A 13056-nucleotide genomic window follows, 5' to 3' on the forward strand; every position below is an offset into this window, starting at 1 on the left:
CCGCCTTCTCGGCAGCATACACCTTTTGTATCTTTTTCTGAATTCACTATATGAAACGAGTTATGGATTTAAAATCTTATTCCAGTCTCTTGAGAGCATTCCGTAAATAATCAAATCATGAAAGTGATTGTGTAATTGTTCTCCATCTCTAATTTTCCCTTCTTTAACAAACCCAAGCCTTTCCGGAATGGCTCTGCTTTTGATATTCTTTTCACCACAACGAATCTCAACTCGATTTAAGCCCAATTCAAAAAAAGCGTAATTTAATAAAGCTTGAACGGACCTCGTCATAATTCCATGGCCTTCAGCATTTGCTGCAAGATAATAGCCAATGCTGGTTTGTTTATTGTACCAATCAATTTGGGTTAGGCCGATTGAGCCTACAAGGTTATCATTATAAATAATTCCCGCGTTGAATCCGTTATTTTCTGCAAATTGTTGAAGCCAAATAGGGATGATGGAATCGAATTGATACTTAGAGTGCATATTTTCTACCCATGGAAGCCATTCATTCAGATGAATTCGATTATCTTCAACTAACTGAAAAAGATTTGGAGAATGATGAGGCTGAAATAATTGAATCTCAATTTCCTGATCTACCTTTATTGTAAACATAGACAAATCTCCTAATAATGTTTTAGTTTTACAAACATCATATGCAGGTCTATTAAAGAGTTTTACAAAATAAAATCCCGGCTTCAAAAAGTCGGGTTCAGCTTTTGTATATTACTCTTTATTCTCAACTGCAATAGGTAATTTGATGGTAAAAGTAGTTTTTTTGGGGATGGAGTAGCATGTTAGCTCTCCTTTGTGTTTTTCAATAATTTCTTTGCAAACAAACAATCCTAGTCCTGTACCAAGCTTTTTTGTTGTGAAGAAAGGTTCAAATATCGTTTTTCGCAATTCCTCAGGAATCATTTGGCCGTTATTAGTAATTTCAATATTTATATGTCTATCATCAATGTAGCTTTTAATGATTATCGTGGGCTTGAAGTTTTGATGGTGTCCAAGTACATCAATGGCGTTAAAGATAATATTGATGAAAACCTGTCTGATCTCATCAGCATAACCATATAAAGGTATATTTTCAGTAAGCCTTTTGATAACTTTTACTTTTCCGTCAAGAATGCTCGGATAGAGAAAGTTTAATACTTCTTCAATCAAATGATTAAGTTCAAAACTATTTTTTTCCTTTCCGATTAATTCTTTTTTTGATAATAAAAGAAATTGAGAAATCCGGAAATTAAGCTAATCTAACTCACTGGAGATGATCTCTAAATACTTCATGTTAGGATAATCTGCCTTTAGTAATTGAATGAACCCTTGAATTGAAGTAAGTGGATTCCTAAATTCGTGGATAAAGCTTGACGTCATTTGACCTAGAAGAGTTAAGCGATCCTGGTGGGTTGAATCAATAAATTGTGTTTTTTCTAGAATGATTTTATCCTTAGCTTCTGCGTAATGGGTGACAGCAAAAAATAGAAATTTATCAAAACAATTATTAATTAAATTAATTGCTTCCTGCATCTCTTCCCATGTCAATCCAAGCTTACTTAAATAACTATGAAAAAGGGTTCTGCCGAGATTTACATTATAGACAAAATCTCCTATATTAATATCGGCCTTAACTCTTTCCGAAGCCACTTCAAGCGCATGTTTTTCAATTAAATCTAAATGTTCATTACCTGGCATTTTAAAAACTGTGAGCACAACATCAAGAAACTTTTCGCCGTTTAAAGGGATTTTCTCCTTAAAGGGGTCATCATTTGAAAAGATAATTAACTCATTCCAGTCAGTTAATATATTCCATTTATACTTTATATATAGATCAAATAAATCGGATTTTCTTGTTTCGGTTAACATACCAATTGCCTCCTACAATAATTCGAGCTTATCCAATAAGTAAATTAATTCGCTTATTAAAACATAAATCCTTTTAAAAATTTCAAAAATTTAAGTATAGTTGACATTATTTATAAATTATAGAAAAAAGGTCATGAAAAATACTTATATAAAGGAAAGAAAAGGGGGAATTTCGCTACTTTTTCTTTACAGTATAAATAAATAGGTTTATTCAAATATTGGTCACAATTTAATTGTAACCAGTAGTGTAATTTAATGTTAAAATATAGATATATATAAAGAGAATCATTCTCAATTAACGGATTCAAAGGGTGATATACATGTTCGGTAAGTTAAAAGCGGGAGATAAAGGAAAAATAATCGATATATCTCATGTCGGACGTCTTGTTCAAAGACGGCTGCTTGACCTAGGTTTTACGGAAGGTTCAGAAATTTGTGTGAAATGCGTCATGCCATTTGGGGGGCCAATAATAATAGAATCCTCTGGTCAGTGCATTGGAATTCGCCTTCATGAAGCAGATCGAATTGAATTGGAGAGGTTATAATGGAGATCGCTCTTATTGGAAACCCCAATACTGGGAAAACTTCATTGTTTAATAATTTAACAGGTTCCTATGAATATGTAGGAAATTGGAGTGGCGTTACAGTTGAAAAGAAAGTGGGCTTATTTAAAAATAATATTGGGAGATTGGTTGATTTACCTGGTGTGTACACACTTAACCCGCTTTCAAAGGATGAAGGGGTTGTAACTTCCTTTTTTCTAAATGAATCGGTTGATAGGTTGCTCAATATTTTAGATGCCTCCCAACTAGAACGGAATTTGCATTTAACGATCCAAATACTTGAATTTGAAAAGCCTGTACTTATTGGTCTGAATATGATTGATGTTGCGGGAAAACGGGGTATTCATATTGATTCAAATAAGCTTTCTGAGATTTTGGGCATTCCTGTCATTCCTGTCGTAGCAAGAAGTGGGAAGGGATGTGACCAGCTTGTTAAGGTTATTTCCAAAGAAGTTCCACAAGTAAACCAAAAAAGCCTTGTTTATTACGGGAAGGAAATGGAAGAAGCCATTTCGAACCTTTCAGGGGAATTGGTTGGAGTGACCAATCACTCTCATAGATGGCTTGCCATTCAATGGTTTGAAGGGAACCAATATGTGAAAGATTATTTGTATAAAATTGTACAACCTACTAAACTTGATTCTATTTATCTAAATCTAGAATCTAAGATGCAAGAGCAATATAATTCCAAGACACTTGCTCATTTTATTTATTTAAAAAGAAAAGAAGCAATCATCAGAGTAGTTTCCGAATCAGTTAGGAAAAGCTCTACTACGACTCCATTGACTGAAAAAATAGATTTAGTTGTAACGAATAAATTTTTTGGTATGCCAATCTTTTTACTCCTAATGTATTGCATGTTTATGCTAACATTCGATTGGCTTGGAACTCCTCTTTCTAATTTGCTTGATTTATTTTTATCAGGTCCTGTAACAGAAGGATTTGAGAAATTTTTAAGTATTGTCAATGCTTCGGAGTTTATTCATGCCTTAATTATAAATGGATTAGTGGCAGGCGTAGGTGGAGTACTAGTATTTGTTCCGCAGATCTTTATCCTATTCTTTTTTATTTCCTTATTAGAAGATTCCGGCTATATGGCAAGAGTGGCTCTCGTTATGGACCGAATTATGGAATCAGTAGGGTTAAACGGCAAGGCATTTATTCCAATGATGATTGGATTTGGTTGTAATGTTCCTGGAATCATGGCAGCAAGAACGATTGAAACACCACGAGAAAGGCTGTTAACAATCCTGTTAACACCCCTAATGTCATGTTCAGCCCGTTTGCCTGTGTATGCATTATTTGTCGGTGGCTTTTTTGCCGGGAATAAAGCATTAGTTGTATTAAGTCTTTATGTACTGGGCATTGTCGTTGCCTTAATCTTAGCAAAAATCTTTTCATCGACACTGCTGAAATCGGAGACATCATTGTTTGTAATTGAACTTCCACCATACCGAGTGCCACAATTTCAGTCGTTAAGGAAAAGTACATGGGATAAAGGGAAAGGCTTTGTAAAGAAGGCAGGGACATTTATCTTTGCTGGGTCAGTATTTATTTGGCTTTTATCCTACGTAGGACCAAGTGGAATAAAGGTGGATATGGATAATAGTTATTTAGCAGCAATAGGAAATGTTATCGCTCCGATATTACGGCCAATTGGTTTTGGCACATGGCAAGCCTCAGCCTCTTTAATAACAGGTTTTTTGGCGAAAGAATCTATTATCTCTACCATGAACATTATCTATTTTGTTCCTAAAGGCGGAAGCCTACAAGGATTATTAACGGATTACTATACACCACTTGCTGCATACAGTTTTATGGTGTTTATCCTTCTTTATATACCTTGTCTAGCAACAGTTGCGACAATTTATAAGGAAACAGCTTCTAAGAAATGGACTGCTTTTTCGATTGTTTATGCTCTGGCGCTTGCTTATATTTTATCGTTTGTTATCTATCAAGGAGGCAAGTTGATCGGGCTTGTCTGATTTGAAAGAGGTGGAACAATTGATTGCGAGTATTTTGATAGGTGGCTTGATTTTTGGCTATGCTAGTTATGCACTCGTCCGATTTATCAAAAGATCCAAAAAAGGTAAATGCGCTGCTTGTGATCTCCGGAAGTCTTGTAAAAGTCAATGTGGAATTCCGCCTAAATAAAGAGGATCAAAACTGCTACATAAAAGTAGCAGTTTTTTTAGTGATATACACTTTAATTTCTAGTGATATATGTGTAAAATTACACTAGATAGCTTGAAGGAAGGTTTTCTTGTGACAAGAGATGAAATAATATTAATTGTTTCTGAAAAACTTCGATTGATACGAACAGAAGCCGGTTATACACAGGATAAAATGGCGGATATTGTTGGATTGTCAAAAAAGACTCTAGTGCAAATTGAAAAAGGGAGAGTACTAGCTAACTGGTCGGTAGTTGTATCTATTTGTGCACTATTCAGAGAAACAGAAACAGTACAATTTTTGTTTGGAAATGAACCAATTGAAGTATTAGAAACTGTTGCCCGTGAGGGAATTGATGTTCGAAAGAGAAAAATCTTTGGTGGTCGAATTTGGTGGAGAGAACTTTCAAGGAAAAACGGATTTATCCTCCAACAGAATATACTTAGTAAGCATTTTCGAATCGTTGATGAAGATAATTATCGAGTATTTAGCAGTCTCGATGAACGGTATTCAAAATTGCGCTTTAAAGAATTGACGAAAACAAATAGTAAGAATTGAAAAGGCGGGGGAGACCTCGTCTTTTCATTTTTGTTTAATAAGGGATTATAAAGTGTTTTTCATCTAATGGTTGTGTTAAAGCTCATTGTGGATTTTGCCACTATGTAGATTAGTGCTTCTTGAGTGGAAATCAATAGGCAAATTTAACAAAGCCTATCTAAATAAAAGAATAACGATGAGGGAATAGTAGTCAATATCTGGATTTAGTCAAAAATATCCCACTTACAAAAGTGAATGTTTTGTTAGGATTTTAAGACTTTTTTAAAACTAGTGTGATATTCTTGCTGAGATTGTTAATTTTTACTATCTGTAGATAAAGGAGATAATTAAATGATTAAAGAAGCATTCTCACATATTCACCCCATTATGGTGCATTTCCCTATTGCACTAATAATTATTGCAACCTGTTATGATTTATTTATTGTATTCGCGAAAAGGAAGCTTTCACCAAGACAAGGATTTTGGCTATGGCTCATTGCCTTTATATTTGCTTGGATTGCTGTTATGACAGGGCCTGATGAGGACGCAAGAGGAAATACTAATATTTTCCACTTGCATGAAAACTTGGCCCATTACACGACCATTTTAGCCTTCCTTATCGTAGCTCTTCGATTTTTCTTTTTGGTCAAAAAGAAGGAGTTTATCCGACTCACCCTAATTATTTATTGTATTTTAATAGTGATTTGTACAGTTGGGATTTTATCGACTGGATATTTTGGAGGTAAAATGGTTTATGATCAGGGGGTTGGTGTGAAAATGCATGGTAAGTATGTCAATCCACCTAAGCCTGGGAAATACCATATGGGCGATTAATATGAATATAATCATGTTGTAACATGATAAAAACATCCTGGAAATACTAAGGGCACTGATATACTTACGTTTTTTTAAAAAGGACATATAGCTGTATTAAAAAAGACGACTCTAAAATTCAATGTGAATTTTAAGTCGTCTTTTTTACATTGACTATGGTAAAGTGCACTATTGATTTTGACACTCAGATGATTGGAATGGAAGGTGCGGGAGTAGATCCACAGGTGTAAAAGCATAGGAGGAAAGCGAGCAACTGGAGCGGAAATCAACAGACAAATTTAAAAGAAGAACTTTACATTTAAGGAGACTTTTTCAGTGTCCTCTAAATACTCAAGATGTATTTTTCTTCACAATTGAATACCCCCATAATAACCAAATGCAATACGAACCTTTTTTGTTAGTAGGTAATATGAAGTATTAGATATCGCTTATTTTTTTCTATTGCATAAGGGAGTATTTTTTTCCACTTATGGGAAAAAGAAAATGAGTTCTTCCATTTGGGAGGGAAATTAGGGGGCACTATGAGTAAATTTTTTAATAAAGAAATTTTTTATAATTGGAAAAAATGGCATATGAATCAAGTCGTAGTTTTGTCCTTTTCCACTATTATTCTAAGTGTAATGGGATTCTTTCACTTTTCGTTGAATGATGCTGACATTTCTGCCCTAAAAAGTGAGCTTCCCCAGGCAACGGTATTTTATGATGTAAATGGAGTTGTCGCAAGTAATATATCGGCTAATAAAAATGAGGGTGTTCCGATTGGGCAAGTAACTAATGAGATGAAAAATGCAGTAGTAGCAATAGAGGACCATCGCTTTTATCAACATCATGGCGTTGACTATATTGGAATTACAAGGGCGCTATTTCGGGATTTAAAGGCTGGTGGCGCTGTTGAAGGTGGAAGTACGATCACTCAGCAGTTGGCTAAGAATGTATTTTTGACATCACAAAAAACGTATAAAAGAAAAATAGACGAAATCTTTCTCGCAAAGAAAATTGAAAGGCAATATTCTAAGCAAGAAATTCTTCAAATGTATTTGAATCAGATCTATTTTGGAGACGGGGCTTGGGGAATAAAGAAGGCTTCCCAAAAGTATTTTGGGAAAGAGGCCAAAGACCTCACAGTTAGTGAATCAGCATTACTTGCAGGTTTAATTAAAGCACCTTCAGCATTAAATCCCTATGATCATTTGGAAAAAGCAAAAGCTCGACGTCATGTTGTATTAGTAGAAATGAAAAAGCAAGGATTTATCACCAATCAACAATTTGAAAAAGCTGAAAATGAAAAAATTGTTCTAAATGATAAAGGCAATGACCCATTTCGCGGCAAATACCCATACTATGTTGATCAGGTTCTTGATGAAGCAATTCATAATTATGGTCTTTCACAGGATGATTTATTAACAGGAGGATATAAAATATTTACGGAACTTGATCCGACCATGCAAACAGCAGCAGAAAAAACGTATCAAAATACTGCTCTTTTTCCAAAGGGATCAGATCGGCTTGTGCAAAGTGGAGCTGTTTTAATAGACCCGAAAACAGGCGGAGTTCGGGCGATTATTGGTGGAAGAGGAGAGCACACCTTTAGAGGGTATAACCGGGCCTCACATTTAAAAGCGCAGCCAGGATCATCATTTAAACCGATTGCTGTTTACACTCCGGCATTAGAACAAGGCTGGGGAATTACGGATATGTTAAAAGATGAGCCACTAAAATTTGGTAATTATCAACCAACCAATTATAACCACCAGTATGCAGGTGAAGTACCAATGTATGAGGCTGTGATGGAATCAAAAAATGTCTCAGCAGTCTGGCTTTTAAATGAAATTGGAATTGAACAAGGATTGGATTCGATTAAACGGTTTGGGATTCCACTTTCGAAAGGTGATCGTAATTTGTCGATTGCACTGGGGGGCTTAGAAAAAGGGGTATCCCCTATAGAAATGGCGGAAGCATTCTCTGTATACCCTAATAACGGGATTAGGATCAAAGCACATGTTATTAAAAAAATTGTTGATGTAAATGGAAAGATTGTTGCCGAGTGGAAAGAAAGTAAACACAGGGTGACGACAAAGGATGTTGCAAATAAAATGACGACTATGCTGCTTGGTGTAGTTGAACATGGAACAGGAAAAGGTGCTCAAGTTCCGGGAAGAGAAGTTGCCGGTAAAACAGGTTCAACCCAAGTACCTATTAAAGGCATCAATGGCGTTAAGGATCAATGGTTTGTAGGCTACACCCCACAATTAGTAGGTGCTGTATGGGTTGGCTATGATAAAACTGATAAGGATCATTATTTAACAACAACTAGCAGTGAAGGAGCAGCGATCGTGTTTCGAAATGTTATGGAAGGCGCTCTCCAAAATACGGAGCCAGAGAGCTTTGATGTCGAACATATTGGAACTTTAATTGAAAAGAAAAAGCAAGAGGAAGCAGAAAAAAATCAACAAAAATTTGATGACCAATTTAACAGTGAAGTTGATAAATGGAAAGAAAAATGGAATAAGCAAAAGGAAAAATGGGGAAAAAAATTAAAAGGTAACGGGCATGGCCACGGACACGGACACGGACACGGCCATTAACGAAAAATGGCAGGTTACAAAAGAAACCCATTAATTATAATTGCTGAGATAATCTTTTTTGAACAATTGACTGCATTTCGGGAATCATTAATACAGATGGAACATGTATCCACTTTTTCACAGCCTTACTCCTTTCACGTTTCATATTCACACGATAGAATAGGTATATGAAAGAGTGTTGAGTATTTTTGAAAGGGGTAGGTCTAAATGTTAACTTTAATTAAAAATGGTGAAATTTATGCGCCTCATTTTTTAGGGAAAAAGGATATTTTAATTGTCGATCAAAAGATTGGCTATATAAAAGACCAAATTGAGTTACCAAATCAATTCGTTGATATAAAAGTAATAGACGCTAAGGGAAAATTAGTTGTCCCCGGATTCATTGATGCACATGTACATATTGTTGGTGGAGGTGGTGAAGGAAGTTACCGAACACGAACACCAGAAATCCAATTATCGGATGCAACCTTAGCGGGTGTAACAACACTTATTGGTGTCATTGGTACTGATGGCACAACGAGAACGATGACGAATCTAATAGCCAAAGCACGGGGGCTTGAGGAGGAAGGAATCACCTGTTATATTCAAACAGGTTCTTATCAAGTTCCACTTAAAACAGTAACAGGTAGAATTGAAGATGACATTATATTAATTGATAAAATAATTGGTGTTGGCGAAGTGGCCATTGCAGATCATCGTTCATCACAGCCAACATCAGAAGAAATAGCGAAAATTGCTGCTGCTGCAAGAGTGGGTGGCCTACTTTCTGGAAAAGCAGGAATTGTAAATGTGCATGTTGGGGATGGCTACGATCACTTGAATGTTATTCTTGATGTTGTAGAAAACACTGAGATTCCAATCAAGCAGTTTTATCCGACCCATATTAATAGGAATCCACATCTGTTTGAAGAAGGCATTCAATATGCAAAAAAGGGCGGATATGTTGATTTCACAACAAGTTCGATTCCTAAGTTTTTTGAAGAGGGCGAAATAAAATGTAGTGTTGCTTTAAAAAGGATGCTTGACTCTAATATCGATATTTCTCAGATGACATTTACGTCTGATGGGCAAGGGAGCCTTCCTGATTTTAATGAATTTGGTGAATTAGTTGGCTTGAAGGTTGGAAAGGTTTCAACTTTATACGATGAGGTGCGTGATGCAGTACTAGAAGAAAAGATACCTTTGGAAGTAGCATTAAGAGTAATCACACAAAACCCAGCGGCAATATTAAAATTACCACAAAAAGGGATTATTGCTGAAGGTAAAGATGCAGATTTGGTTCTTTTAAATAAGGATGATCTGACAATTGATTCTGTTATTGCACTTGGGAAATTGATGGTAAGTGAAAAATTGCCTATTGTAAAAGGTACGTTTGAATAAATGAAAAAGGCCTAAATTAAGTTAAGGACCGCTTTCCTTATCACAAAACCTAGATGTACAAATTAATATATATACCAAATTTCACTGCAAATTGTGTCGCTTTTGGTTTGTTAAAGGTTAAAAAGCTCAGTTTTTCTGGGCTTTTTCTTGGCTAATCAGAATTTATATCCATAAATTCTTCTAGGGCATAAGTGCAACTACGCCTCTGTCATCGCCCTTAAGGGCGAATTCTCCACGACCGCTATGATATTCTATTAGGCTTTTGAAAACTGAATTTTATCACATCGATAAGTAGCCCCAATAAAACAAAGCTGGCAAAATGAATAAGATAGGCTAACAAAGAATAATGGATATATATACTGCTAGGTTCTTTTAACTGTAATTTTTCGACAACAATTAAGGAGTAATTTTCGCCAATAAATAGTTTTAAAATCGGATTAAATCCGAGAAGTAAATTTGCGTTTTCACTTCCAAAACTATCAAAAACAATTATTATAAGAGCAATAAAGCTCAAACCAAATGAAAAACTGATAAGATTAACTATTTTCTTCAAATAATGCACCTCCTGTAAATTCCTAATATATATCTTATTTCAATATTTTAACATTTCTAGAGGCCCTAAGAGTATAATAAATTTCATTCACAACTATTTTTAAAAAATAGTACTAAAAAGTTTTGAACTATATATCCATGCTAATCGTCATATAAAAGTAAGCTTATTAAATAAAAAGGGATGATCGAGAGAGAGAGGGCAAAATTGAATGGATGAATGGATTAGAAAAGCAAAAGAAGGAGATCATCATGCTTTTGCCTTCCTTTTTAAAGAAAACTATCCCTTCCTTGTAAAGTATTTAATGAAAGTGACAATGAACCCTGATACTGCTGAAGAGCTTGCGCAGGAAACGATGGCAAAATGCGTTCAAAAAATTCAGCTTTACAATGGAAAAAGTAAGTTTTCTTCATGGCTGATTACCATTGCCACTAATACATACATTGACCAGTGCAGAAAGAAAAAACGTGAAAAAAACTGGCTAGGACAAGAAGAAATAAACAGAAGGCTAAAATGGCATTTTGAAAGTAGGAATGAAGAGTGGAATGATGCTTTAACTGTCCTTGGGAAATTATCAGAAGGTTTACGTGTCCCTATTATCTTGAAGCATTATTATGGTTATTCTTATGAAGAAATAGCTGATATGATGAAAATTTTACCTGGAACGGTTAAATCTAGGGTACATAATGGTTTAGTAATTGTTAGAAGGGAGTTGAAAATGGATGAAGAAACAGAGAGTTATGATTCTAAACGAACAACAAGATAATAACGACGTAGAAACTTTTCATATTCTTAAACAAGGATTAGATCAAGTTGAAACCTTTCCTTTTAATACACCTGACCGTCAATGGTTTGAGAAAATGGTACTAGAAGAACAACATCAACAAAAAAAGAAGTTGATTAAAGATTTGTCCATTTTCTCATTAATTGCTCTCTTTATTTTAGGTGGGATTATGTTGTCTCTATCTCAGATGCCGATTATCTTTTTCGTCCTTCAAATCATCACAACTGTTTTTATCGCTCTTTATTCAGGGATAAGGTACAGTATAGGGAGAGTAAAGAATGAAAGGTGATCTAACTTTACCTATAATTATTTTGGTTGCAGGTATCTTATTGCTTCAAAGTACATACTTATTTTTGGATGCCAGAAAACGTAACTTTAACTATTGGCTTTGGGGTATCGTTGGGCTAATTCAAGCACCTATGCCTACTCTTTTTTACTTGGTTTTTGTTCGAAAAATTTTTCGAAAGAATCAAATCAAATAGGAAGGATGATAGTGATGATCATTGTAACAACTGAATCACTTCCGGGAATGAGCATTAAGGAGTTAAAGGGTTTTGTTAAGGGTAGCACTGTTCAATCTAAGCATATTGGCAAGGATCTGATGGCTGGCTTAAAGACCATTATAGGTGGAGAAATAAAAGAATATACAGAAATGCTGAATGAAGCAAGAGAGAAATCAATTGAAAGAATGAAAGAAGAGGCATTCAGTTTAGGGGCAAATGCAATAATAGGAATGCGGCTTGAAACTAGTTCTGTAATGCAAGGAGCTTCGGAAATTATTGCCTATGGAACAGCTGTATTTGCCGAATAAATGATTAATGAGAGTAAGTAAATAATGTTCTATGTATTTGCCCACTTTCATACTAATAAAGAAAAAGGGCAGAAAGCTGCATAAGCGAAACGACTTTTCACGAAGAAGATACATCTCGTATAAAGTAGGGTTTGCTTTACTTTAACTGCCTTTTGAGGTAAGTTTGCGTATTTAATTCTATATTTCAAGTAATACGTGTAAATGGAACACTTTTTAGTATGTAATCCCGACCCTTAATCGTATAAATTGATCTGTAAATAGCTGTTGAAAAGCAAAATCCGCAGTATCAAAAACAGAGATAGAGGAAGGATTTTCTGGGAGAAAATTCGCTTCATAGCGGTAGCTACCAACTCTTTCACCCAAGGGTAAATACGTTGGACAGACTATGGTCCAATCCAGCCCGGAATCCTTTAATTTCAAATAGGCTTTTAAATGTTCTTCAGCATCCTTGGTACTTTTTCGTCTTGATTCAGAAGATTGAAAACGATAAAGGCTCGAATCCGTTCGTGCCTGAAGGATTCCAGCTGTTCCAATGGATATAATGCGTTTAATTCCAAGATTCCCCATTTCCCTAATAATAATTGGCATTGACTCGGAAAGGGTAGTTGTCCCTTCAGTGTTCAAGGCACAAATGACGACATCTGTCCCTTTCATAACTGCAGCAACATCTTTTTCGTGTAAGGAATTCCCTTCAAAAATTGTAAGGGTTTGGCTTTTAGTTAAAAGCTTAGTAGTATCTCTTACAAGAGCATGGACGTTATAATTATTTGAAAGTGCCCTCTCGAGGACAACTGATCCAACACGTCCTGATGCACCTAAAAGGCAAATGTTCACAAAAAGTTCACTCCTTTGTCACAAAGTTATGTCTAAAATGTGATATTTTTAAGTTGTTTACATAATAAAGTATTTTAGGGTGGTGAAAATAATGAATGATTATTCAGTTGTTCTTACAATCGCTAGCTTATTAATCCTTGTTT

Annotated in this window: 16 protein-coding genes; 11 read left to right on the plus strand and 5 right to left on the minus strand. The window is 35.2% G+C overall.

The window, feature by feature from the left end:
- Positions 1-60: 60 nt before the first annotated feature.
- From RCG20_RS15855 to RCG20_RS15865, 3 genes are all read right to left on the minus strand, one after another.
- Positions 61-615, minus strand: coding sequence for a GNAT family N-acetyltransferase (locus RCG20_RS15855; RefSeq protein WP_308181074.1), 555 nt, complete (start codon positions 613-615; stop codon positions 61-63).
- A 111-nt stretch (positions 616-726) separates the two neighbouring features.
- Complete coding sequence (locus RCG20_RS15860; protein ID WP_308181075.1) at positions 727-1164, minus strand: sensor histidine kinase; 438 nt, start codon at positions 1162-1164, stop codon at positions 727-729.
- 84 nt (positions 1165-1248) lie between these two features.
- Complete coding sequence (locus RCG20_RS15865) at positions 1249-1863, minus strand: histidine kinase N-terminal domain-containing protein (protein WP_308181076.1); 615 nt, start codon at positions 1861-1863, stop codon at positions 1249-1251.
- A gap of 320 nt (positions 1864-2183) precedes the next feature.
- On the opposite strand from RCG20_RS15865, the gene RCG20_RS15870 reads away from it, so the two are divergent.
- From RCG20_RS15870 to iadA, 7 genes are all read left to right on the plus strand, one after another.
- Positions 2184-2408, plus strand: coding sequence for a FeoA family protein (locus tag RCG20_RS15870; RefSeq protein WP_308181078.1), 225 nt, complete (start codon positions 2184-2186; stop codon positions 2406-2408).
- A complete protein-coding gene (gene feoB / locus RCG20_RS15875) occupies positions 2408-4411 on the plus strand; it encodes a ferrous iron transport protein B (protein WP_308181080.1) in 2004 nt (667 codons plus the stop codon). The genes RCG20_RS15870 and feoB overlap by 1 nt, the downstream gene beginning before the upstream one ends.
- 22 nt (positions 4412-4433) lie before the next feature.
- A complete protein-coding gene (locus RCG20_RS15880) occupies positions 4434-4580 on the plus strand; it encodes a FeoB-associated Cys-rich membrane protein (protein ID WP_374120547.1) in 147 nt (48 codons plus the stop codon).
- Positions 4581-4691: 111 nt separating this feature from the next.
- Complete coding sequence (locus RCG20_RS15885; protein WP_308181081.1) at positions 4692-5156, plus strand: helix-turn-helix transcriptional regulator; 465 nt, start codon at positions 4692-4694, stop codon at positions 5154-5156.
- Positions 5157-5486: 330 nt separating this feature from the next.
- A complete protein-coding gene (locus tag RCG20_RS15890) occupies positions 5487-5969 on the plus strand; it encodes a DUF2231 domain-containing protein (protein WP_308181082.1) in 483 nt (160 codons plus the stop codon).
- A gap of 521 nt (positions 5970-6490) precedes the next feature.
- Positions 6491-8554 carry a transglycosylase domain-containing protein gene (locus tag RCG20_RS15895; protein ID WP_308181083.1) on the plus strand — a complete coding sequence of 688 codons (2064 nt, stop codon included), beginning with the start codon at positions 6491-6493 and terminating at the stop codon, positions 8552-8554.
- A gap of 207 nt (positions 8555-8761) precedes the next feature.
- Positions 8762-9934, plus strand: coding sequence for a beta-aspartyl-peptidase (gene iadA, locus RCG20_RS15900; protein ID WP_308181084.1), 1173 nt, complete (start codon positions 8762-8764; stop codon positions 9932-9934).
- 241 nt (positions 9935-10175) lie between these two features.
- Here the strand turns inward: iadA and RCG20_RS15905 are convergent, their stop codons facing one another.
- A complete protein-coding gene (locus RCG20_RS15905) occupies positions 10176-10487 on the minus strand; it encodes a hypothetical protein (RefSeq protein WP_308181085.1) in 312 nt (103 codons plus the stop codon).
- Positions 10488-10695: 208 nt separating this feature from the next.
- Here RCG20_RS15905 and sigY point away from each other — a divergent pair, with 208 nt between their 5' ends.
- Genes sigY through RCG20_RS15925 form a run of 4 tightly spaced genes read left to right on the plus strand, consistent with a single transcriptional unit; the run spans position 10696 to position 12079 of the window.
- Entirely contained in the window at positions 10696-11250 is a 555-nt protein-coding gene (gene sigY, locus RCG20_RS15910; RefSeq protein WP_308181086.1) for an RNA polymerase sigma factor SigY, read from the plus strand.
- Positions 11207-11557 carry a YxlC family protein gene (locus RCG20_RS15915; RefSeq protein ID WP_308181087.1) on the plus strand — a complete coding sequence of 117 codons (351 nt, stop codon included), beginning with the start codon at positions 11207-11209 and terminating at the stop codon, positions 11555-11557. Before sigY ends, RCG20_RS15915 begins: the two co-directional genes overlap by 44 nt.
- Positions 11547-11750 (plus strand): sigma-Y antisigma factor component, encoded by a 204-nt coding sequence (locus tag RCG20_RS15920; protein ID WP_308181088.1) that lies wholly within the window; start codon positions 11547-11549, stop codon positions 11748-11750. Before RCG20_RS15915 ends, RCG20_RS15920 begins: the two co-directional genes overlap by 11 nt.
- 14 nt (positions 11751-11764) lie before the next feature.
- Positions 11765-12079, plus strand: a complete 315-nt coding sequence (locus RCG20_RS15925) for a YbjQ family protein (protein WP_308184374.1) — start codon at positions 11765-11767, stop codon at positions 12077-12079.
- Between the two features lie 213 nt (positions 12080-12292).
- On the opposite strand, the gene RCG20_RS15930 is transcribed toward RCG20_RS15925, so the two are convergent.
- Positions 12293-12913, minus strand: coding sequence for an NAD(P)-dependent oxidoreductase (locus RCG20_RS15930; RefSeq protein ID WP_308181089.1), 621 nt, complete (start codon positions 12911-12913; stop codon positions 12293-12295).
- Positions 12914-13056: the final 143 nt, after the last annotated feature.

Source organism: Neobacillus sp. PS3-40, assembly GCF_030915485.1.
Taxonomy (GTDB): Bacteria; Bacillota; Bacilli; order Bacillales; family Cytobacillaceae; genus JAUZPL01.

Coding starts and splice junctions, on each gene's coding strand:
- RCG20_RS15855 (WP_308181074.1), bottom strand. CDS start 615: ATGTTTACAATAAAGGTAGATCAGGAAATTGAGATTCAATTATTTCAG.
- RCG20_RS15865 (WP_308181076.1), bottom strand. CDS start 1,863: ATGTTAACCGAAACAAGAAAATCCGATTTATTTGATCTATATATAAAG.
- RCG20_RS15870 (WP_308181078.1), top strand. CDS start 2,184: ATGTTCGGTAAGTTAAAAGCGGGAGATAAAGGAAAAATAATCGATATA.
- feoB (WP_308181080.1), top strand. CDS start 2,408: ATGGAGATCGCTCTTATTGGAAACCCCAATACTGGGAAAACTTCATTG.
- RCG20_RS15890 (WP_308181082.1), top strand. CDS start 5,487: ATGATTAAAGAAGCATTCTCACATATTCACCCCATTATGGTGCATTTC.
- RCG20_RS15895 (WP_308181083.1), top strand. CDS start 6,491: ATGAGTAAATTTTTTAATAAAGAAATTTTTTATAATTGGAAAAAATGG.
- iadA (WP_308181084.1), top strand. CDS start 8,762: ATGTTAACTTTAATTAAAAATGGTGAAATTTATGCGCCTCATTTTTTA.
- sigY (WP_308181086.1), top strand. CDS start 10,696: ATGGATGAATGGATTAGAAAAGCAAAAGAAGGAGATCATCATGCTTTT.
- RCG20_RS15915 (WP_308181087.1), top strand. CDS start 11,207: ATGAAGAAACAGAGAGTTATGATTCTAAACGAACAACAAGATAATAAC.
- RCG20_RS15920 (WP_308181088.1), top strand. CDS start 11,547: ATGAAAGGTGATCTAACTTTACCTATAATTATTTTGGTTGCAGGTATC.
- RCG20_RS15925 (WP_308184374.1), top strand. CDS start 11,765: ATGATCATTGTAACAACTGAATCACTTCCGGGAATGAGCATTAAGGAG.